Raw genomic sequence first — 18,337 nt, forward strand, 5'->3', positions numbered from 1 at the left:
AGTATATAATGATGCTGTAATAAAATATTGGGACGGTCAAGGTTATTTAAACGAAATAAATAAAAACAATAAACTGATTATAGCTAAAAATAAATCGCAAAACTTCTACGACACACGGATTTTGTCAAATTCATCTTTCAAAGGAGTTTACAAAGATTCGAAAGAAAATACTTTTAATGTAGGTAAATATTTTAATGGGAGCTATGTACATTTTGGTAGAGACAAGTCACTCAATAATGCTGCTCTTATTTACAACAAATGTGTATTTTACCTTTATGGAGATAATGCAATCCTAAACGACGTACCTATGAAAGATGAACTTGAAGAGTTCATATCTAACTGGGAAATACCTGAAAGAATTAAAGCGTTAAAGCTTAACGGGGAGGTGGTCAACAATGGCGACTAACTTCCAACTGCGCGATTACCAAATCGAATTAATTAATGGATTATATGATTCGATTGCAAAAGGTAATCAAAACATTATGGTACAGTCGCCTGCATAGCAGGAAGCGGTAAATCAGTCACGATGAGTGAAGTGGCAAGACGTGCAACCGATAAAGGTAACAGAGTGTTGTTTTGCGTCCACAGAATAGAGTTAGTGAACCAAATCAAAAACACGTTTCGATTAAACAATGTTGACATGGATCTATGTCATGTCGGAATGGTTCAGACAATCAAGAACCGTGTCAAACGTGGTGCTGAGCCTGAACCGTCAATCATATTAGTCGATGAAGCACATCACTCATTAGCTAAAACGTATATTGACATATTCGAAGCGTTTCCCACCGCTTATGTGTTTGGTTTCAGTGCAACACCATGCAGATTAAACGGTAGAGGTTTTACAGACGTGTTCACTGACTTAATACCAGGCAAAACCGTTAAATGGTTAATCGATAACAAACGATTAGCACCGTTTAAATATTATTCGGTGAATTTACTCGATGCTAATCAGTTAAAAACTGCAAGTACAGGTGATTATCGCGCTGATTCAATTACAAATGCGATGAAAACCACGATTTATGGTGATGCCGTTGAAAATTACAAAAAGTTTGCAGACGGTAAGAACACTATCATCTACACACACAATGTTGAATCGAGTATGCAAGTTGCTGAAAAGTTTAATCAATCAGGTTATAAGGCGTTGCAAGTCGATGGTAAGACACCTAAAGCCGAACGTGATGCAGCAATGGAAAAATTTAGAAATAACAAGGTAAACATACTCGTCAACGCTGAGTTGTACGGCGAGGGTGTAGACGTACCGGATTGCCACTGTGTGATACTGTTGCGACCGACAAAATCGTTGACGCTGTTTATTCAACAGACGATGCGTGCCATGCGTTACCAAAATAACAAAACGGCAATCATCATTGATCATGTTGGAAATTATCTTACACATGGTTTGCCTACAACCGAGCATGATTGGCATGAGCATTTTAAAGGCATTGACAAGAAAAAACGCGAAGAAAATACTGTCATGGCTAAACAATGCCCTGAATGTTTTAGTGTGGTGGCTTCAACACATTCAGAATGTCCATATTGCGGGCATGAGTGGCAAGCAGAAGAACAATCGTTACAGCAAGATTCAGACACAGAATTAGAAGAAATTACAGAAGAAACATTTATCAAATTAAATTTTAAGGAACCTAAAGACTGCAAAAATATGAAAGAGTTGTACCAACTAGCTAAAGATTTAGGATATAAGCCTGGTTGGGCATATTATCAAGGCAAACATTTAGGACTAATATAAAAAATCGGAGGAATTATAAATGACAAATTTTACTTTAAACATGGAAGATACTTTTGACGGAGGTATCCAAGATGGGACTTATGAAACGGTGATTACGAAATGCGAGGAAAATGTGACGCCTGGTGGTGCAGAACACGTAGACATGCGCTTAACAATCAGAAATGACGTAAATCAAAAATATAAAAACAACGTTATTTTCCATAAAATTTGGAAAGCGAAAGCAACTGGTAAATACGACATGCGATTCTTCAACACAATCGGTGCAGCAGCACAGTTGCAACAAGGTAAGGCATATTCGTCAATTGAAGAATTATTCAACGACTACTTAGGCAAACCAGTTAAAGTAACAGTTAAAAATGAAACGTCTGAGTACAACGGAAAAACTTATGAAAATCTAAACGTTAAGCGTTGGGATAAAACAGCATTACCTGAAATGACACATCAATTTAAAACTGATGACGGTAGTAATCCGTTTGCAGGTGGAATCGATGTCGACGAAGATGATATGCCATTTTAATTCGTAAATAAAAACAAGGAGGGTTATTATGTACGACAATATACCTTACGAATTGAAAGAATTAGATCGTTGGTGTTGCTTCAAGATTGAGCAGGGTACAAACGGGCGTAAAACAAAACGCCCTTATAACCCCCTTACAAACCAAATGGCGAAGTCCAACGACGAAAATACATGGGTATCTTTTGAAGATGCTGCAAGTCTATCTATCAATTATGACGGCATCGGCTTTTTCTTCAAAGAACCTTACATCGGTGTTGACCTTGATGGTGTGGGTAAAGAGATTACCGAATATTTAGAAAATGATGAAGCTGAAAACATCGTTTCTGAATTTATAGAGATACTCGAAACCTATGCAGAAATCAGTCCTTCCGGTAATGGAATTCACTTAATTGTTAAAGGTGAATTACCTGCAAAAGGTCGCAGACGTGGCAACGTTGAAATTTATAATCACGGTCGATTCTTTACAATGACAGGCAAACACATTGGTGGATATAACCGTGTTAACGATGATGAGATGAATAAGCTATCTTACTTACACAGTAAATACATTTTGAAACCTGATACAGAAAAGAAAATCATCAATACGAATAAAGGTTTTGGCAACGATTTATCTATAGAACAAATTATCGAAATTGCAAAGAAATCTAAGAACGGACTTCGATTCACCACACTATATGAGGGGGATTGGTCACAATTCTACTCATCACAATCAGAAGCAGATTTAGCATTCTGTAATGATTTAGCATTTTGGACCGCAAGAGATCCTCAGAAAATGGACAGTATTTTCAGAAAATCGGTTTTATACCGTGATAAATGGGACGAAACTCGTGGCGAAGATACGTACGGCAATATCACAATTTCAAGAGCAATCGAGAGTTGCAGCAACGAGTTTATTCCTGAAATTTCACCCGATAACGATTTTCAGATTTATGTGATGGAACAAGACGTTAAACCTGCAAAGAAAGATAAACGTTATTCTTACGACGATACGGGAAACGCTGAACGATTACGTGATTATTTCGGCGATTATATTCGATACAACTACACAGCGAATTCATGGTTTTACTACGACGGTAAGCGTTGGAAAAAAGATGATGCAGGTAAGATGAAACATCTCGTGGATAAAGTTGTGAATAAGTTGAAAGATGAAAAACTGTACATCAGTGACGATGTCGACGAAGAAGATATGAAGAAGTATCGATACAGACATTGGAAAGATTCACGCAATCACAGTAAAAAAGTGAACATGATGAAAGAGTGTCAGCACTTGCTGCCGATTCATCATCATAATTTTGATACGGATTTCACACTTTTTAATACTCAAAATGGTTATATCGATTTAGCTACCGGAATGCTGCACGAACATGAGAAAAACAAATTCTTTACAAAAATGAGTAACACAGAATACACAGATAATGCTGATTGTCCAATATGGTTAGACTTCCTAAATGACATATTTTTAGGAAGACAAGAATTAATTGATTATATCCAACGAGCAGTCGGTTACTCATTATCAGGTTTCACATCAGAACAAGTGCTATTTGTTTTATACGGTAATGGTCGAAATGGTAAATCAGTATTTTTAGACATCATGAATGAAGTTTTTGGAGATTATGCAACGAACATTCGACCACAAGCAATCATGGCCGGTAAAAATAATTCTGACGCATCACCTGAAATCGCCAAACTCGATGGCGCTCGATTCGTTACTACTACAGAACCGAATGAGGGTGACCGATTTGACGAGGGATTATTAAAACAATTAACCGGTGGTGACAAGGTGTCAGCACGACGATTATACGAAAACGAATTCGAGTTTACACCACAGTTGAAACTTTGGATGGCAACGAACCATAAGCCATATGTTAGAGGCACTGACGAGGGAATATGGCGAAGATTCGTCATTATACCATTCGAAAAGCAAATACCGCTTCATGAAGTTGATAAGGATCTAACACAGAAACTTAAAAAGGAACTGCCTGCAATCATCAAGTGGTGTGTTGACGGTTACCTTGAGTGGCAACGTCTCGGACTTGCTGAACCTAAAATCATCAGAGAGCAGAGAGAAGAATACCGTACAGAAATGGACCCTATTGAAATGTTTTTAGATGAGTGTTGTAGAAAAAGAAGCGAAACATCAAGAGTCAAAGGTAGTTTACTATTTCAGGCTTACGATATGTGGGCGAAAGAGAATCATCAGTACCGTATGACTAGTACTAAATTCGGTAAAGAAATGAAGAAAAAAATAAAATGGAAGCCCTCAAACGGAATTCAATATTTAGGAATAGAACTTTTGAAAGAGTACAACCCTAATTTTATAAAACTCAACTTGTAATTTTACATTGTGGAAGGGTTATTGGAATAGTTTTGGAAGAGTTTTAGAAAAACCCTTCCAGTCTTAAAACATTGGTATAAAGCCTTTTATATTACTTTTATTTCTTATTTGGAAGAGTTGGAAGAGTAATAAAAGAAAAGTAAATAGATAAAAAGAAATAGAAATAGTATTTAAAAAGTTTCCTGAAACCCTTCCAACTAATAAAAACTCTTCCAAACCATTGGGAGAGTAAGGGAGTAGCGATATTTTAACTACTCCTAAACCCTTCCAACTATTACGGAGGATACAAATGACAGAACAAGACATACAAAACTTAATAAGAATTGCAGTGTCAAAAAATAATATGATCTTTCGGGCAAATGTTGGAAAGGTTAGAACAGCAGACGGAAGAATATTTGATACAGGATTGCCACCAGGTTTTTGCGACCTATTCGGTTTTAGACCTGATGGAAGAATATTTTTTATCGAAGTAAAGAAACCAGGTGGCAGAGTGAGAGAGGTGCAAAAACACTTTATAGACGTTGTTAAGCGTAACGGTGCCATTGCAGGCGTTGCATACAGTGTGGAAGATGCCTTGAAAATTATTGAGGAGGGTTAAACGTGAATTTCATTATCAGTAAGAAAGCACAGAAGCGTACAGATACAACAGTCGACTATTACGATGAGTTGAAAGCTAAAAGTGCTTATCGAAAATATAAAAACAGTCGCGTTGATAAATCGCATCTTGAAAAGTACCCGCAGTACGTCAAACCGAGCGACTATTACAACTATCTATTAAGCAAGGTGACGTGGATATGAAAATTAGAAGCATAGACAGACGTATCATATTAACTGAGGAGCAAGTGCAACAGATGTATAAAAACAACGTAGAACGCAGACACGTATATAACAGATTAATTAATTTAGGGTGGTCAGTCGATGAAACTGTCAGTACGCCAGTAGGAGGAAAAAGACATGGAGATTAAAGACTTGAAAATTGGTGATGAAGTGAGCGTTATGGTTAGCTCGCAGCGACTTAGAGACACAGACGATGAGAAGTGGGTTTACGAACCTATTTTCGAAACGGCGAAAGTTGTAGAAGTGGATAAAGACGGTCTGTTTGCATCAATTGTCTTTGTTGATGGTACGTGGGGCGAGCTTGATAAAGATACAGAATGGTACAAGATTCCGAGCAATACAAAGATTGCGACACATGAACGTCCCGATCATTATGGAACTTCTAATAGTGATTTAATCGATTACTGGTGCGAACGTTACTCGTCAGAAGAATTGAGAGGGGCGTTCAAATCACAAATGAGTAAATATGTTGACCGACTAGGTTATAAAGACGATGAGGTCAAGGAGCTCAATAAGATTATCGATTATGCAGAACGCTACAAAAATCATTTAGAAAAGGTGAAAGCATGATTAAACGTTATTCACACGTGATTTTGAAAGAAATACTAAAAAATATTAAATCGTTGCATAAAAAAAGACAACGAGCGTTAGATACTAATTTAAGCGCTGAATGCGGGACGTCACGCTACTGGAAAGCAATGGGTGATGTAGAACACTACAACAGAGAAATCGAAGCGTACAAGACAGATTTGAAGCAATTAGACGATGTGTCTGAGTGGAGCAAAAAGCTGCATCAAGACAGATATAAATTTGTTGAGAAGTATCGTGATGTTTTGCATAAAGTGGGTGTTGAATTGAATGAATCTCTCAGAATCTATTAAACAACGCTATCGCATAAACACAGCAGGCAAAACGCCGACAGAATTACAACGAGAATTGCGAAAACGTGGCGTACGTGGTTTTGTGGTTAATGTCAGTCATAATCGTGTAACGATGTTAGTCGATAGAAGAGACGTAAAAAGAAATAAGGAGTGTATGAGATGAGTGTAGAGTTAGAACAAGTGTTTTTAGAACGAGACGAATACATCGAGCATAAACCTTTGTTTGGAGGTATTCAGTATATCTTCAAAACAGGAACAGGTAGAAAGTTAAGTGTAGTTCGACATAAATTTTCGCACGGTAATGAGTGCGGTCAAGGGTTGTATGAGTTAGCAGATATAACAGACGAAAACATCGATGTCGTTCAAGGCTATTTAACACCTGAAAGAGTAATTGAAATTTTAGAGGAGGAACGATGATGAAAATTAAAACTGAAAAAGAAATGACGTTACCGCCTCTTTTTTGGAAAGACAGGGAGATGGTGGAATGAATAGTTTAGTAAATTTGGGCGAGAGGATAATTCAACTCGAAAAAGAACGGGACGAACTAAAGCAGAAATTCGAAGATGTGGTTGAACTGTTCAATACACACTTATACCACAAAAAGGCATGGTCGGACAATCCGTATTATGACGTGGTCCAACGTAGATTAAATCAAATTATAGATGGTTATCCGGTAGAAACTACTAGACTGAGACGTCTATACTCGACTGAAATAGAACAAACGTTGAAGCACGAGAACTTAGCAGCATGTTTGTTTCTGTTAGAAAAAATACAAATGGATCTAGAGGAGGGCGAGTAAAATGTTCGAAATCATATCAGAACGTGACGCATTGCTAGAAGAAAAGAATCAAAACGAGGATTGGTGGAACGAACTCGATTTTTGGCTAAATAAGCGAAAAACAGAAAGCAAGCAGATAGACATCGATAGAGTGCTTAATTTATTGAGGAATTAAAAAGATAGGTTACATTTTCGAACAGCATGTTGAAATTAAAATTTTGATTGATTATGAACAGGAGGACGAGCGAAATGAAATTTATTATATATAGTAAAGAATCTCGAGTGAACGGTAGTGACAGTACTGCGCCACCACTAGATGATGTGTATATATCAGTGCTTGACTGTCATCATAATAACGGGCGACCTTTTCAAAAAAGAGAGTGGTGCATAGACATTAACAATCTACAAGAGCTTGTAGAACTTAGTGAAAGTGGCGATATTATTTTAACAGGTATAGATGAGGAATCGGGTTTACCGATGTTAGAGACACCTTATTAAATTATGAGGAGGAAAACTAAAATGACTAATCAATTAACAGTAGATCAATTAATCGAACAAGTAGAACAATGGAGTATTGATAAAGATTTACACAAAGCAGACTCAAACAGACAAGCGTTAAAAGTTTGGGAGGAATCGGGAGAGATTGGTGCAGCGCTCTCTCGTGGGAATTTAGAAGCGCTGAAAGACGGTATAGGCGATACAGTAGTTACATTAATCATTTTAGCTCAACAGCATGGGTGGAGTTTACAGGAGTGTTTACAATTTGCATACGATGAAATCAAAGACAGAAAAGGCGAAACTAGAAACGGTACATTCGTCAAAGAATCAGACTTGTAATAAAGATATATTACAAAAAGTGAAAGAGGTGCTGGGGAAGTGACGCAGTATTTAATTACAACATTTACCGATAGCTCAGGTCAAGCATTCACAGAAGCAACGAAAGCCCGTGAGAATCAAAAGTTTACTGTTGTGGAAGCAGATAGTAAGGAAGAAGCGTTGAGTAAATATAAGGAGGAACGGAAATAATGGAATTAGGTTTGATGGTATCAGCACATTTACTGCTTATAATCTATATGCTGTTTTTTATTATTAGAGAAGTTAAAAGAGAATTATTATCACGAAAATTAATACATTTATTTATAGATTCTATGCATTCAACTATGTATGTTTCACCAAACAAAAATACGACAGATGATGAATTGAAGACGATCATTAATAAATATAGCGACACGTACAAAGTAAAAATTGTTGAGCCGAATACAAGAATCAAAGGCATCAACACATATGTAGTAGATTTCACTAAAAATAGAAAGGGTTGAAAATAAATGCTTAAACGAACAATCAACTTATTAGTAACGCTAGCGCTATATGAGTTAGGCAAGTATGTAACAGAACAAGTATTCATATTATTAACAGCGAATGATGAGATAGACACATTTAATGAATGCGATCATGCACATTTAAATAATATACGCGCGGAGGTAACAGACTAATGATGTTAACTATAACAGCAATAAACAATAAAACATATTATGCGTTTTATAGCACGAGGTTTGAACATATTGTATTGAATGATTTGAATAATAAAAAATTCATCAAAGTCATTGATTCTAATGGACATAAAAACTTTCTACAAACATCTGTAATTGAAAACGTTCTAGTTGATGACAGCGAAGAAGCGTTAGATAAATTCAAAAAGCGTGCAGAGGTGTCGGACTAATGTGGATTATCATATCGGTAATACTCGGCATTCTGTTACTTATCGAAATGAGAATTAGTTCAAGACTAAAAAAAGAGTTAGAGATTTATCGGAACGCTTATATTAATATGGCAAAAAACATCTCTAATATTGATAACGAAAACTTATAGATAATAGATTTACTTATAACTAAATGTTATAATAAGTGTATATTACTCTTGGCGGAGGTAACGAATGTACACACCATCTGAAGTAAAGCAGTTAATAATGGATTATCATTGGATGCGTCGGTTAATTGACCACCAAGTTTATAAATATGACAGCACATCAATAGCGCAGTATGGTATTGAATCAGCAATGCCTAAAGCTAAAGGTGCAACTGGAGATAAGGTGTTAGTTAGAGTGATACAGAATGACAGAGATAGACGAAAGACACAAGACTTAATAGATAAGGTATCATTCATCGATGAACATGAGGATAAGATAACGAATGACAAGAACTATCATATTTTACAGTTACTTAAGCAGGGTGAGAAGATAAACACTATTGCAATGTTAATGAGAGTTGATCGTAAAGAAGTTTATCGTAAGTTAGATATTATTGTTAGTATCTATATGAATGCTCAGACATAGTCGGACAAATGTCACATATGCCACACATGACACACTATTATTAATATAATTAAATAATGCTTATACTAGAGTTATACGATACGAATACATGAGGCACATCACTAAGTGGTGTGTCTTATTATTATTTTTATGTGAGGTTTAGCGATGGATATTATAATCGTATATGGACCACCAGCAAGTGGTAAGACTACATATGTTAAACAACATATAACTGATGATGATATGGTCTATGATTATGACGCTATATCACAAGCGATAACGTTTAGTAGTTATCAACAACATATATCACAAGCTCATGATACTTGCTTGCTTGTACGCAATATGATGTTAGATTACGCACAACATATTGATGGTGGCAAGTTGTATATTATTACTACTTATTTGTCAAAGAAGATAACTGATAGAATATCTAACTATCAAACAGTTAGAATGAACACAGATATAGACACGTGTATCGAACGTGTGAACAATAGCGATAGACCTGACAAAGATAAAGTAAAGCAAGTGATAAGAGAATGGTTTAATGGCAGTCAAAGTAAGCCGGCGAGTGACCGTAAAGTAGATAAAGAAACAATGAGGTTCTATAAGTCAAAAGAATGGCGCAAGGTGCGTGAACAAGTGCTTGTTAGAGATAACTATGAGTGCCAAGAGTGTAAAAAACAAGGTATTGTTAAAACTATAGATCATACAAAACATAAATCACTTGACGTTGACCATATTAAAGAGTTAGATAGCAATCCTGATTTGGCTTTCGACATGGATAATTTAGTAACTTTGTGTGTGAGCTGTCACAATAAAAAGCATAATAGATATCAAAAAGGTAAACCATTCCCAAAGAAAGAAACGAAATGGACAGGTGATGAGTGGTGGTAAGAAATGAATAGCCCCCCCACTTAAATATTTTTGAATTAAATTGCTAAAGGGGAAACGGGGCAGGGGGAATCTTCTCCCGACATTCACTGTAAATTTTTCACATACGACCCTCCCCGTCAGAAATGAGGTGAATTGAAATGGAAAGAAACCAAGAAGAAATTAAACAACATGAAGCGAGAGTTGAAAAAGAGAAAAAGAGATTAGATAAAGTATTCAAATCTATTCCAGAAGATAAAAAATGTGTTGCACAAGGTTTAATTGTTCAAGCTGCAAGAATGCGTGTTTTATTAGATGATGCTTGGTTAGATATTCAAGAAAAAGGTGATTACGAGTTATTCACTCAATCTGAAAATGCGCCACCTTATGAAAGAGAAAGACCTATTGCTAAATTGTTCAACTCAAGAGATGCGGCGTATCAAAAAATAATCATGCAGTTATCTAAACTTCTCCCAGATGAAATAGAGGTAGTTGTCGATAAAGAGACTGGCAATTTAAGGAGTTTGTTGAATGGAAATAAATAAACACGTCAAATGGTATATCGACAAATATAAGCACGGTGAAATTAGGCTTAATAGTGATAGGGTAAAACTTATTGACCATTTAGAAAATAATGTCTTATACAGAGATGATTTGTATTTTGATAATGAACAAATTGAACTGTGTATCGCTTTTATTGAACGGTTTTACTTTAAATTACAACCATTTCAAAAGTTCTTGATTGCGTTTGTATTCTTATTTGATGAGGAAGACGAATTATATTTCGAGCAATTCTTTTGGCTTGTAGCTCGTGGTGCAGGTAAAAATGGTTTGATTAGTGGATTGTCAACATACTTCATTAGCGAATTACATGGTATCGAAAATTATGACGGAACAGTTGTTGCAAATACAGAAAAACAAGCTAAGACGTCATTTGAAGAAATGCATAGAATGATAATAAAAAACGGTCTATATGAAGGCAAGATAAACGATGTAGAAGGTAAAGGGGTATTCGACCTTACTAAACTTAGGATAACTTCCACTCAAACACAAAGTAAGTTTGAATATGCTACAAGCAATGCAGGTAGTAAAGATGGTGGTCGTGAAGGATTTATTATTTATGATGAAATTCACAGGTATGAAAATAATGATATTGTAGATGTCTTCTCTAGTGGTTTAGGTAAAGTTAAGCACCCTAGAGAGTTTTTTATAGGCACTGATGGATTTGTGCGTGAAGGATTCCTAGATAAGATGAAAGAGCGTTCCAAAGAAATATTAGAAGGACGTGCGATTGATGACCGTTTGTTTCCGTTTATATGTCGTTTAGATCATAAAGACGAAAAAGATAATCCTGATACGTGGTCCAAAGCAAACCCGATGTTCGAAGAACCTATGAGTGATTACGGTAAACGTCTTTTTCGTAAAGTATTAAATCAATATCACGATTTAAAACACAGTCCAAGTGGCTATGAAAACTTTATGACTAAACGTATGAACTTGCCCGAAGAAGATTCTAGTAAGATTGTTGCTTCACGTGATGAGGTACTTGCCACAAATCGTGATATACCACCACTAAAAAATAAAACAGCTATAGGTGGCGTGGATTATGCGAGCATAAAAGACTTTGCAGCTGTAGGTTTGTTGTTTAAACAAGGTGATAACGTTGTTTGGCTCTCTCACTCATTTGCGCGTAAAGAGTATTTGGACCAAGCACAGTTAAAGCCTCCTATCAAAGAGTGGGAGCGACAGGGACATTTAACAATTGTGGATGAACCATCAATTAATCCGGCGCATATCGTGAATTGGTTTATAAAAATGCGCGAAAAATATGCAATTCAAAAAGTCGTGGCTGACAATTTCCGTATGGATTTAATGCGTCCTTTATTCGAAGAAGCCGGATTTGAAATTGAAGTGTTAAGGAATCCAAGAGCTGTACATAGTAAACTAGCACCTCGTATAGAAACGTTATTTGCAAACCATAGAATTATATTCGGAGATAATCCTCTAATGCGATGGTATACAAATAATGTTGCTGTTCAAGTTAAAAAAGATGGTAATAAAGAGTTTATTAAAAAAGATGAACACAGACGTAAAACTGATGGCTTCCATGCGTTCTTACATGCTTTATATAGCATAGATGAAATACAAGAAATTGATTTAGATAAAGCTTTCGACTTGTTAGATCAACTTAACTTTTAGTAATAAAGGAGGTGGTTAATTGGGTTTTTTAGATGTAGTGTTTAAACGCAATTTAGAAGTAAGAGATATGCTCGATTTAAAATTAGAGAACGACCCTGCAAGTCGTTCATATTTAAAACGTATGGCTCTTGAAACATCAATTAATTTTATCGCAAGAACATTTAGTCAATCAGAGTTCTGGGTTAAAGATGGCCAGGAATTAAAAAGAGATAAATTGTATTATAAGTTGAATGTTAGGCCTAACACAGATTCGAGTGCATCAGATTTTTGGCACAAAGTTATTTATAGGTTGGTTTACGATAATGAGGTTTTAATTATTAAAACTGATTCAGATGATTTGTTGATAGCTGATGATTTTTACAGAGAAGAATTTGCGGTTTACGAAGATATTTTTAAAGACGTTGTAGTAAAAGATTTCAAATTTGAACGTTCATTTAAGATGAATGAAGTCATCTATTTGAACTATAACAACGATAAATTACAACGTTTTGTTGAAAGTTTATTTGCTGATTATGGTGAATTATTTGGTCGTATGATGGACACACAACTACGAATGAACCAAATAAGAGGTGTTGTAAGAACTGCTAAAGGTGCTGGGGAATTAGACGACGTTAGTATGCAGAGAATGCAAAAATTTATTAACAAAATATATGGACAGCTTAATAATAATGGCACAGCAATTGTTCCTGAAATACCACCATTTCAGTTTGAAGAAATTTCTAAAAATAATTCATCAGGTAGAGATAACAGTGGCGAAAACTTACAAAAAGTTAAACGCATGATTATTGATGATGTCGCTAAAATTATAGGTATTCCATCGAATTTGATACATGGTGATGTCGCTGATTTAAGTAATGCTATGACTGCATATATTGATTTTTGTATCAATCCTTTAATCGCAAAAATAGAAGACGAGTTGAATAGCAAATTTTTTACAGAAACTGAATTTTTAAAAGGTAAACGTATAAAAGTTGTTGGCATCAATGCGGTAGACCCAATTAAGAACGCTGAAAAAGTAGATAAATTAATATCATCAAGCGCAGCTAAACAAAACGAAGTACGCGAAATGCTCGGTCTTGCACCTGTTGACGGTGGAGACCGTTTTATTTTGACTAAAAACTATCAAACTGAAGATGACTTGAAAGGGGGTGAGAATGAAAAATGAAGACGAAACAAGAGCTAATGAAAGCAACGTCTAAATATGCTTTTAAAAATGAAGTGAAAGACGATAAGGTCGTTCTCACTCTTAGTGGTCCTGTTGCACAAGCCTCAATTTTTGCAGATGAAACCATTAATAGCCATGATATTGCAGAAGTTTTGGACGGTGTAGATAAAGATATTGTAATTCGCTTAAACAGCCCAGGTGGTGATGCTTTTCAAGGGATTGAAATTTATAACTATTTAAAGAATCATTCATCACATATTACAGTTGAAGTGACTGCATTAGCTGCAAGTGCTGCTTCTATTATTGCTATGGCAGCGGACGAACTTATCATGAGCAAGGGTGCTGCATTAATGATTCATGAGGCTGCGACAATTGCAATCGGTAATAAAGCGGATGTTAAAAAGACATTAAGTGCTTTAGAAACAGTAGATGCATCGATTGTAGAAGTTTACAAAGATAAAACGGGACTTGATGACAAAGAAATCGAGCAACTTATGACTGCTGAAACTTGGTTTACAGCGAAAGATGCTGTTGATAAAGGTTTTGCGGACAAAACTAAAGATACGGTTGAAACACCTAAAGAAACTCAAGAAGATGTGGAAAACAATAGTGAAATGATTGCTATGAAGAATGAAATCGAGGGATTGAAAATTCAATTATCCAATTTCAAAAATATTGAGAATAAATCAAAGAAAAAACGATATTTATAGGAGGAAAAATTATGACAATGAAATTTAAAGATTCAATCAATAAAGATGTTGAGAATTTAAAGAACGAATATTTTGAGGCAGTGCGTAATGACGCTGACTCAGAAACGATTGAGAACAAATATGCAGAATACATGGCTGCTTTCTCATCTAATTTGCATGACAATATTTTAAAAGATGCGCGCGAAGAGGCTTTAAATGCTAATACAGACGAACAAGTATTAATGAAGCGTGGTCAAAACGTATTAACATCTGAAGAAAAACGATTTTTCACAAATTTAGTTGAAGATGATGCTAATTTAGACACTTATAAGGAAGAAATCATCTTACCTGAGACAACAGTTTCTCGAGTGTTTGAAGATATGCAAAGTGAACGTCCTTTGTTATCTAAAATTAATTTCCAAATCGCAGGTATTAAAACGCGTATTATTGCAGGTGATCCTGATGGAGCTGCAATGTGGGGTGAGATTTTCGGTAAAATTCAAGGACAAATTCAAGCTAATTTCCGTGAATACACATTCTCTCAAAACAAACTAACAGCGTTTGCGATTGTACCTAAAGATTTATTAGACTTTGGTCCAGAATGGGTAGAGCGTTATGTTCGTTTGCAACTAGCAGAAGCTATGGGAGCTAAATTAGAAGAAGGTATTGTAAAAGGTAATGGCCCAGTACAGAATCAACCCGTTGGATTAATTAAAGATATGGTAAAAGATGAAAGCGGCAATATTACTTCTGTTAAAGATAAAACAGAAAAAGGTAAACTTACGTTCGCCGATGCTAAAACGACGGTGACTGAATTATCAAATCTTATGAATTCGCTGTCTGTTAAAGAAAATGGTAAGCGTATTAACATTTCAGGAAAGGTGTCATTACTTGTTAACCCTGACCAATTATTTGCAATTCAAGCTAAATACACGATTCAAAACGCTAATGGTCAATGGGTTACTTCATTACCTTTCAACTTAGATATTTTACCATCTGAGTTTGTTGAAAAAGGTAAAATTATTGCTTTTGTTCCATCGCGTTATTATGCGATGTATAAAGGTGCTACACAAATTCGCGAATACGGCGAAGTATTGGCTCTTGAAGATGCTAATGTTTACATTGCGAAACAATATGCGCATGGTATGCCAGATGATAACAAAGTAGCTGAGGTTTATTCTTTTAGTGACGTTGTAGCATCTGACTCCGAAGAATCAGATGTAGGTGCGTAATTGGAAGAGGTGGTTAAATGATCACTCAAAATCACGTTGAAGAAATGAAGCGACGATTAAAAATATTTCACAGCTTCGAAGATGAGCATATAAAATCATTGCTCGAACAATCATATGAGGATATTAAACATCGTTGCCAAGAGTTTGATATGGAGAAGAACAAAAGAGGCTCTGAACTTGTTTATGAGCGCACAAGGTACGCTTATAACGACAGTTTAGAGTTTTTCCATGATAACTTTCTAGCACAAATCACCTCTTTTGCGTTAGAAAACATGAAGGAGGTTGATTATGAACAAGAATTATAGACCACCTAAAATAAGTAGCGGTGACTTACGAATTCCCGTTACTTTTTTTCGTATGGTGGAAAATGACGGTCCTTTTCCTGGAAGTAAAAAGAAGGAAAAAGCATTTACGACACTTTGCGAAGTCTACGAAAGTTCAACAAAAGATTTAGAAAAGACAAGCGGCATCACTGGCACCCATAAAATCACTATTAATTTTAGAAATCCACATGCCGATTATCATATCAATCATTCGGATACGTTCGAACTGATTTATGGATTGTATGAAAACTCGACATTTAAAATAATCGACTTTGCGCCTAATTCAAGTAATAAAGAAATGATTAAGGTAGTAGGCGTAGCAAATGACAATTAAGTTAAAAGGCATGAAAGAGTTAGAGCGTGAACTTGAAAATAGATATGGTAAAGCGAAAATGAAACGCATTGTGGATGAAGCTTTAATTATTGGTGGTAATGTAATCGTCCAAAAAATCAAAAGCAACTTCGAAGATTTTAAAGATACAGGTGCAAGTAAGGCGGAATTGACGTTATCTAAACCTTTCACTTTAAATGGTGTTCGAACGATTAAAATACACTGGAAAGGCCCTAAAGGACGTTACAGAATTATTCATTTAAATGAATTTGGCACAATCAAGAATCCCAACCCACGTGGTAAGGGGGCTGTTGAAAGAGCTTTGAGAAGTGGTCGTGAGGCTTATTTCCAAGCTATTAAACAAAGGTTAAAAAGGGGTTGATACGATTGAGAGATATTTTAATGGATATTTATAACGTTCTTATTAAAGATACGTTAGTGCAACGATATGTTGATAATCGTATTAAGTTCTATGAATACCCTGAACCGTCAGATATGACCAAGCCATATATTGTGATGAGTGAAATTGATGACTCTCTACCAGTCGAATATGCAGACAACGACAACATGGCACTAAGTTATTTAGTACAAATTGATGTGTTTGTGCCTGAGTCAGACGATTATCAAGCATATTTTGTAAGGAATAAAGTTAGCTATCACATTTCACGGTTAATGAAAGAACAATTGAAAATGGAAAACACATCAAATGCAAAACCGGAATATGACGAAGAATTAAAAATGTACAGGTCCGCTCGTAGATACGAGGGGACCTTTTATCGTACTGAATTAAATTTATAGGAGGAATTAAGAATGGCAAAAAAATATAATTCATTTACAGGTATTACAGGATTTTACTATATGCCTTTAGGAACAGAAGAAGTTTTAGGCGGAAAAGAGCCTGAACGTATTAAATACTTACAAGAAGTTCAAGTTTCAAAGGAACAATCAATCGAGAAAGCTCACGGGGATAACAGTGTAGCTGAATTAGCAGTTTCAAACGGAACTGTTGAATTAGAATCTACATTCCATCATTTACCAATCGAAGACAGAGAAGTATTATTCGGTTTAGATAAATCAAGTGATGGTGTCATTGGCGTAGGTAATAACACGCCACCTTATGTTGCTGTTATCTTTGAAAAAACAACAGAAACTGGCGCATCTGAATATGTTGGATTATTAAAAGGTATGTTCACGTTTCCTGAAGTTTCTGGTCAAACAAAAGAAGATGGTGTTGAATTCTCTCAAGACCAATCTACAGCTGAATTCATGCCTGCTGAAGTTGAAGGATTTGATAAAGAACAAACCATGCTTCTCGGTCGTGATGAAAAAGGTGTAACTGTCATGCGTGATGCAATTTGGAAAAAAGTGTTTGGTAAAGAACACCCTAGCAAATCAGTATCAGAAGACACAGAAGAATCTGACATTGGCGCATAATAAGGAGGAGTATACTAATGGCTAAATATGAAGTATTAAAAACTTTTAAAGATTTGCAAGACAATGACAAGTTATATAAAAAAGGGAACACATTCCCGCGTCCTGCTAATAAAAAAATTGACGAGGAACGTATTCTTGAACTTTCTTCAAGTGACAATCGTCAACGTAAACCACTAATCAAAAAGATTGAAGATTGATTTTGAGGGCATTGCGCCCTCTTTTTATTTGCAAATAAAAATTATTATATTAAAAGGAGTTTTACACATGGTTAAAAAAATCAATTACATTAAATTAGTAGTATTAGATAAAGAAGGTAACGCTAAAGAGGATAAAAACGGTAATTTCGAGGTTGAAACACATTTCACACCTAACTTTATCCCATTCCGTAAAATTTATGAAGCGACTGACATTATGGAAGGTACGTCTGAAGACGGTAGCGAATTAACAGAAAAAGAAATGTTTAAACGCATGACTGATTTTGTTGTTGATGTGTACAATAATCAATTCACAAGTGATGATTTGTTAGATCGTTTACATGCCCCTGATGCAATCGAAGAAATTCAATCACAAGTACAATTTATTGCACAAGGTCAGATGGATGAACAAAGAAAAAAGCAATTAGCGAAGATGATTTAAATAAAAAAGTCATCACATGGGCTGAACACAAACAAAATTTAAAAAAAGTAGC

Annotated in this window: 32 protein-coding genes and 1 pseudogene; all 33 read left to right on the plus strand. The window is 35.5% G+C overall.

The window, feature by feature from the left end:
• Positions 1–406, plus strand: a pseudogene (locus tag CD138_RS14370) (AP2/ERF family transcription factor); the annotation flags it as partial.
• 120 nt (positions 407–526) lie between these two features.
• Complete coding sequence (locus tag CD138_RS12890; protein WP_019169759.1) at positions 527–1,747, plus strand: DEAD/DEAH box helicase; 1,221 nt, start codon at positions 527–529, stop codon at positions 1,745–1,747.
• A 19-nt stretch (positions 1,748–1,766) separates the two neighbouring features.
• Entirely contained in the window at positions 1,767–2,264 is a 498-nt protein-coding gene (locus tag CD138_RS12895; protein ID WP_019169758.1) for a DUF669 domain-containing protein, read from the plus strand.
• 28 nt (positions 2,265–2,292) lie between these two features.
• A complete protein-coding gene (locus CD138_RS12900; protein ID WP_019169757.1) occupies positions 2,293–4,599 on the plus strand; it encodes a phage/plasmid primase, P4 family in 2,307 nt (768 codons plus the stop codon).
• A gap of 289 nt (positions 4,600–4,888) precedes the next feature.
• Positions 4,889–5,197 carry a VRR-NUC domain-containing protein gene (locus CD138_RS12905; RefSeq protein WP_019169756.1) on the plus strand — a complete coding sequence of 103 codons (309 nt, stop codon included), beginning with the start codon at positions 4,889–4,891 and terminating at the stop codon, positions 5,195–5,197.
• 2 nt (positions 5,198–5,199) lie between these two features.
• Entirely contained in the window at positions 5,200–5,397 is a 198-nt protein-coding gene (locus CD138_RS12910) for a hypothetical protein (RefSeq protein WP_019169755.1), read from the plus strand.
• Between the two features lie 156 nt (positions 5,398–5,553).
• Entirely contained in the window at positions 5,554–6,006 is a 453-nt protein-coding gene (locus CD138_RS12915; protein ID WP_019169753.1) for a DUF3310 domain-containing protein, read from the plus strand.
• Entirely contained in the window at positions 6,003–6,317 is a 315-nt protein-coding gene (locus tag CD138_RS12920) for a DUF1140 family protein (protein WP_103266009.1), read from the plus strand. Before CD138_RS12915 ends, CD138_RS12920 begins: the two co-directional genes overlap by 4 nt.
• Positions 6,295–6,480: a hypothetical protein gene (locus CD138_RS12925; protein ID WP_103266010.1), complete on the plus strand. Its 186-nt coding sequence runs from the start codon at positions 6,295–6,297 to the stop codon at positions 6,478–6,480. The genes CD138_RS12920 and CD138_RS12925 overlap by 23 nt, the downstream gene beginning before the upstream one ends.
• Positions 6,477–6,734: a hypothetical protein gene (locus CD138_RS12930; protein WP_019168247.1), complete on the plus strand. Its 258-nt coding sequence runs from the start codon at positions 6,477–6,479 to the stop codon at positions 6,732–6,734. The genes CD138_RS12925 and CD138_RS12930 overlap by 4 nt, the downstream gene beginning before the upstream one ends.
• A gap of 67 nt (positions 6,735–6,801) precedes the next feature.
• Complete coding sequence (locus CD138_RS12935) at positions 6,802–7,116, plus strand: hypothetical protein (RefSeq protein ID WP_019168246.1); 315 nt, start codon at positions 6,802–6,804, stop codon at positions 7,114–7,116.
• Between the two features lies 1 nt (position 7,117).
• A complete protein-coding gene (locus tag CD138_RS14375; RefSeq protein WP_019168245.1) occupies positions 7,118–7,270 on the plus strand; it encodes a hypothetical protein in 153 nt (50 codons plus the stop codon).
• A gap of 74 nt (positions 7,271–7,344) precedes the next feature.
• Complete coding sequence (locus CD138_RS12940; RefSeq protein ID WP_019168244.1) at positions 7,345–7,593, plus strand: hypothetical protein; 249 nt, start codon at positions 7,345–7,347, stop codon at positions 7,591–7,593.
• A 21-nt stretch (positions 7,594–7,614) separates the two neighbouring features.
• Positions 7,615–7,932: a MazG-like family protein gene (locus CD138_RS12945; RefSeq protein WP_019168243.1), complete on the plus strand. Its 318-nt coding sequence runs from the start codon at positions 7,615–7,617 to the stop codon at positions 7,930–7,932.
• Between the two features lie 39 nt (positions 7,933–7,971).
• Entirely contained in the window at positions 7,972–8,121 is a 150-nt protein-coding gene (locus tag CD138_RS12950; protein WP_019168242.1) for a DUF1381 domain-containing protein, read from the plus strand.
• A complete protein-coding gene (locus tag CD138_RS12955; RefSeq protein ID WP_103266011.1) occupies positions 8,121–8,414 on the plus strand; it encodes a hypothetical protein in 294 nt (97 codons plus the stop codon). Before CD138_RS12950 ends, CD138_RS12955 begins: the two co-directional genes overlap by 1 nt.
• Before the next feature lie 6 nt (positions 8,415–8,420).
• On the plus strand, positions 8,421–8,588 hold the full coding sequence (gene rinB / locus CD138_RS12960; RefSeq protein WP_019169141.1) for a transcriptional activator RinB: 168 nt from the start codon (positions 8,421–8,423) through the stop codon (positions 8,586–8,588).
• On the plus strand, positions 8,588–8,815 hold the full coding sequence (locus CD138_RS12965; protein WP_103266012.1) for a hypothetical protein: 228 nt from the start codon (positions 8,588–8,590) through the stop codon (positions 8,813–8,815). The genes rinB and CD138_RS12965 overlap by 1 nt, the downstream gene beginning before the upstream one ends.
• A complete protein-coding gene (locus CD138_RS14870) occupies positions 8,815–8,964 on the plus strand; it encodes a DUF1514 family protein (protein ID WP_506344854.1) in 150 nt (49 codons plus the stop codon). Before CD138_RS12965 ends, CD138_RS14870 begins: the two co-directional genes overlap by 1 nt.
• 64 nt (positions 8,965–9,028) lie before the next feature.
• A complete protein-coding gene (locus tag CD138_RS12970) occupies positions 9,029–9,427 on the plus strand; it encodes a hypothetical protein (RefSeq protein WP_019168234.1) in 399 nt (132 codons plus the stop codon).
• Positions 9,428–10,000: 573 nt separating this feature from the next.
• Entirely contained in the window at positions 10,001–10,300 is a 300-nt protein-coding gene (locus CD138_RS12975) for an HNH endonuclease (RefSeq protein WP_026066829.1), read from the plus strand.
• Between the two features lie 137 nt (positions 10,301–10,437).
• Positions 10,438–10,821, plus strand: a complete 384-nt coding sequence (locus tag CD138_RS12980; RefSeq protein ID WP_019168232.1) for a hypothetical protein — start codon at positions 10,438–10,440, stop codon at positions 10,819–10,821.
• Complete coding sequence (locus tag CD138_RS12985; RefSeq protein WP_019168231.1) at positions 10,808–12,475, plus strand: terminase TerL endonuclease subunit; 1,668 nt, start codon at positions 10,808–10,810, stop codon at positions 12,473–12,475. The genes CD138_RS12980 and CD138_RS12985 overlap by 14 nt, the downstream gene beginning before the upstream one ends.
• Before the next feature lie 19 nt (positions 12,476–12,494).
• Positions 12,495–13,640, plus strand: a complete 1,146-nt coding sequence (locus tag CD138_RS12990; protein ID WP_019168230.1) for a phage portal protein — start codon at positions 12,495–12,497, stop codon at positions 13,638–13,640.
• Positions 13,637–14,350, plus strand: a complete 714-nt coding sequence (locus tag CD138_RS12995) for a head maturation protease, ClpP-related (protein WP_019168229.1) — start codon at positions 13,637–13,639, stop codon at positions 14,348–14,350. Before CD138_RS12990 ends, CD138_RS12995 begins: the two co-directional genes overlap by 4 nt.
• A gap of 11 nt (positions 14,351–14,361) precedes the next feature.
• Complete coding sequence (locus CD138_RS13000) at positions 14,362–15,561, plus strand: phage major capsid protein (RefSeq protein WP_019168228.1); 1,200 nt, start codon at positions 14,362–14,364, stop codon at positions 15,559–15,561.
• Between the two features lie 17 nt (positions 15,562–15,578).
• Positions 15,579–15,866 carry a head-tail connector protein gene (locus tag CD138_RS13005; RefSeq protein WP_019168227.1) on the plus strand — a complete coding sequence of 96 codons (288 nt, stop codon included), beginning with the start codon at positions 15,579–15,581 and terminating at the stop codon, positions 15,864–15,866.
• Positions 15,850–16,218, plus strand: a complete 369-nt coding sequence (locus CD138_RS13010; RefSeq protein WP_019168226.1) for a hypothetical protein — start codon at positions 15,850–15,852, stop codon at positions 16,216–16,218. The genes CD138_RS13005 and CD138_RS13010 overlap by 17 nt, the downstream gene beginning before the upstream one ends.
• Positions 16,219–16,228: 10 nt before the next feature.
• A complete protein-coding gene (locus tag CD138_RS13015; protein WP_244913364.1) occupies positions 16,229–16,597 on the plus strand; it encodes a hypothetical protein in 369 nt (122 codons plus the stop codon).
• Between the two features lie 5 nt (positions 16,598–16,602).
• Complete coding sequence (locus CD138_RS13020; protein ID WP_019168224.1) at positions 16,603–17,013, plus strand: hypothetical protein; 411 nt, start codon at positions 16,603–16,605, stop codon at positions 17,011–17,013.
• A gap of 12 nt (positions 17,014–17,025) precedes the next feature.
• Positions 17,026–17,649, plus strand: coding sequence for a major tail protein (locus CD138_RS13025; protein ID WP_019168223.1), 624 nt, complete (start codon positions 17,026–17,028; stop codon positions 17,647–17,649).
• Between the two features lie 11 nt (positions 17,650–17,660).
• Positions 17,661–17,846: a hypothetical protein gene (locus tag CD138_RS13030; protein ID WP_086375142.1), complete on the plus strand. Its 186-nt coding sequence runs from the start codon at positions 17,661–17,663 to the stop codon at positions 17,844–17,846.
• 67 nt (positions 17,847–17,913) lie between these two features.
• Entirely contained in the window at positions 17,914–18,285 is a 372-nt protein-coding gene (gpG, locus tag CD138_RS13035) for a phage tail assembly chaperone G (protein WP_019168221.1), read from the plus strand.
• Positions 18,286–18,337: the final 52 nt, after the last annotated feature.

The sequence above is a fragment of the Staphylococcus intermedius NCTC 11048 genome, from assembly GCF_002902385.1.
In the GTDB taxonomy this organism is placed as follows: Bacteria; Bacillota; Bacilli; order Staphylococcales; family Staphylococcaceae; genus Staphylococcus; species Staphylococcus intermedius.

Excerpts from the sequence above, each read along its gene's own strand:
- CD138_RS12905 (WP_019169756.1), top strand. The coding sequence starts at position 4,889 with ATGACAGAACAAGACATACAAAACTTAATAAGAATTGCAGTGTCAAAA.
- CD138_RS12975 (WP_026066829.1), top strand. The coding sequence starts at position 10,001 with ATGAGGTTCTATAAGTCAAAAGAATGGCGCAAGGTGCGTGAACAAGTG.
- CD138_RS12980 (WP_019168232.1), top strand. The coding sequence starts at position 10,438 with ATGGAAAGAAACCAAGAAGAAATTAAACAACATGAAGCGAGAGTTGAA.
- CD138_RS13015 (WP_244913364.1), top strand. The coding sequence starts at position 16,229 with ATGAAAGAGTTAGAGCGTGAACTTGAAAATAGATATGGTAAAGCGAAA.
- CD138_RS12945 (WP_019168243.1), top strand. The coding sequence starts at position 7,615 with ATGACTAATCAATTAACAGTAGATCAATTAATCGAACAAGTAGAACAA.
- CD138_RS12895 (WP_019169758.1), top strand. The coding sequence starts at position 1,767 with ATGACAAATTTTACTTTAAACATGGAAGATACTTTTGACGGAGGTATC.
- gpG (WP_019168221.1), top strand. The coding sequence starts at position 17,914 with ATGGTTAAAAAAATCAATTACATTAAATTAGTAGTATTAGATAAAGAA.
- CD138_RS13025 (WP_019168223.1), top strand. The coding sequence starts at position 17,026 with ATGGCAAAAAAATATAATTCATTTACAGGTATTACAGGATTTTACTAT.
- CD138_RS12935 (WP_019168246.1), top strand. The coding sequence starts at position 6,802 with ATGAATAGTTTAGTAAATTTGGGCGAGAGGATAATTCAACTCGAAAAA.
- CD138_RS12970 (WP_019168234.1), top strand. The coding sequence starts at position 9,029 with ATGTACACACCATCTGAAGTAAAGCAGTTAATAATGGATTATCATTGG.
- CD138_RS14375 (WP_019168245.1), top strand. The coding sequence starts at position 7,118 with ATGTTCGAAATCATATCAGAACGTGACGCATTGCTAGAAGAAAAGAAT.
- CD138_RS12940 (WP_019168244.1), top strand. The coding sequence starts at position 7,345 with ATGAAATTTATTATATATAGTAAAGAATCTCGAGTGAACGGTAGTGAC.
- CD138_RS14870 (WP_506344854.1), top strand. The coding sequence starts at position 8,815 with ATGTGGATTATCATATCGGTAATACTCGGCATTCTGTTACTTATCGAA.
- CD138_RS12915 (WP_019169753.1), top strand. The coding sequence starts at position 5,554 with ATGGAGATTAAAGACTTGAAAATTGGTGATGAAGTGAGCGTTATGGTT.
- CD138_RS12965 (WP_103266012.1), top strand. The coding sequence starts at position 8,588 with ATGATGTTAACTATAACAGCAATAAACAATAAAACATATTATGCGTTT.
- CD138_RS13005 (WP_019168227.1), top strand. The coding sequence starts at position 15,579 with ATGATCACTCAAAATCACGTTGAAGAAATGAAGCGACGATTAAAAATA.
- CD138_RS12925 (WP_103266010.1), top strand. The coding sequence starts at position 6,295 with ATGAATCTCTCAGAATCTATTAAACAACGCTATCGCATAAACACAGCA.
- CD138_RS12920 (WP_103266009.1), top strand. The coding sequence starts at position 6,003 with ATGATTAAACGTTATTCACACGTGATTTTGAAAGAAATACTAAAAAAT.
- CD138_RS13000 (WP_019168228.1), top strand. The coding sequence starts at position 14,362 with ATGACAATGAAATTTAAAGATTCAATCAATAAAGATGTTGAGAATTTA.
- CD138_RS13010 (WP_019168226.1), top strand. The coding sequence starts at position 15,850 with ATGAACAAGAATTATAGACCACCTAAAATAAGTAGCGGTGACTTACGA.
- CD138_RS12890 (WP_019169759.1), top strand. The coding sequence starts at position 527 with ATGAGTGAAGTGGCAAGACGTGCAACCGATAAAGGTAACAGAGTGTTG.
- rinB (WP_019169141.1), top strand. The coding sequence starts at position 8,421 with ATGCTTAAACGAACAATCAACTTATTAGTAACGCTAGCGCTATATGAG.
- CD138_RS12900 (WP_019169757.1), top strand. The coding sequence starts at position 2,293 with ATGTACGACAATATACCTTACGAATTGAAAGAATTAGATCGTTGGTGT.
- CD138_RS12930 (WP_019168247.1), top strand. The coding sequence starts at position 6,477 with ATGAGTGTAGAGTTAGAACAAGTGTTTTTAGAACGAGACGAATACATC.
- CD138_RS12995 (WP_019168229.1), top strand. The coding sequence starts at position 13,637 with ATGAAGACGAAACAAGAGCTAATGAAAGCAACGTCTAAATATGCTTTT.
- CD138_RS12955 (WP_103266011.1), top strand. The coding sequence starts at position 8,121 with ATGGAATTAGGTTTGATGGTATCAGCACATTTACTGCTTATAATCTAT.
- CD138_RS12985 (WP_019168231.1), top strand. The coding sequence starts at position 10,808 with ATGGAAATAAATAAACACGTCAAATGGTATATCGACAAATATAAGCAC.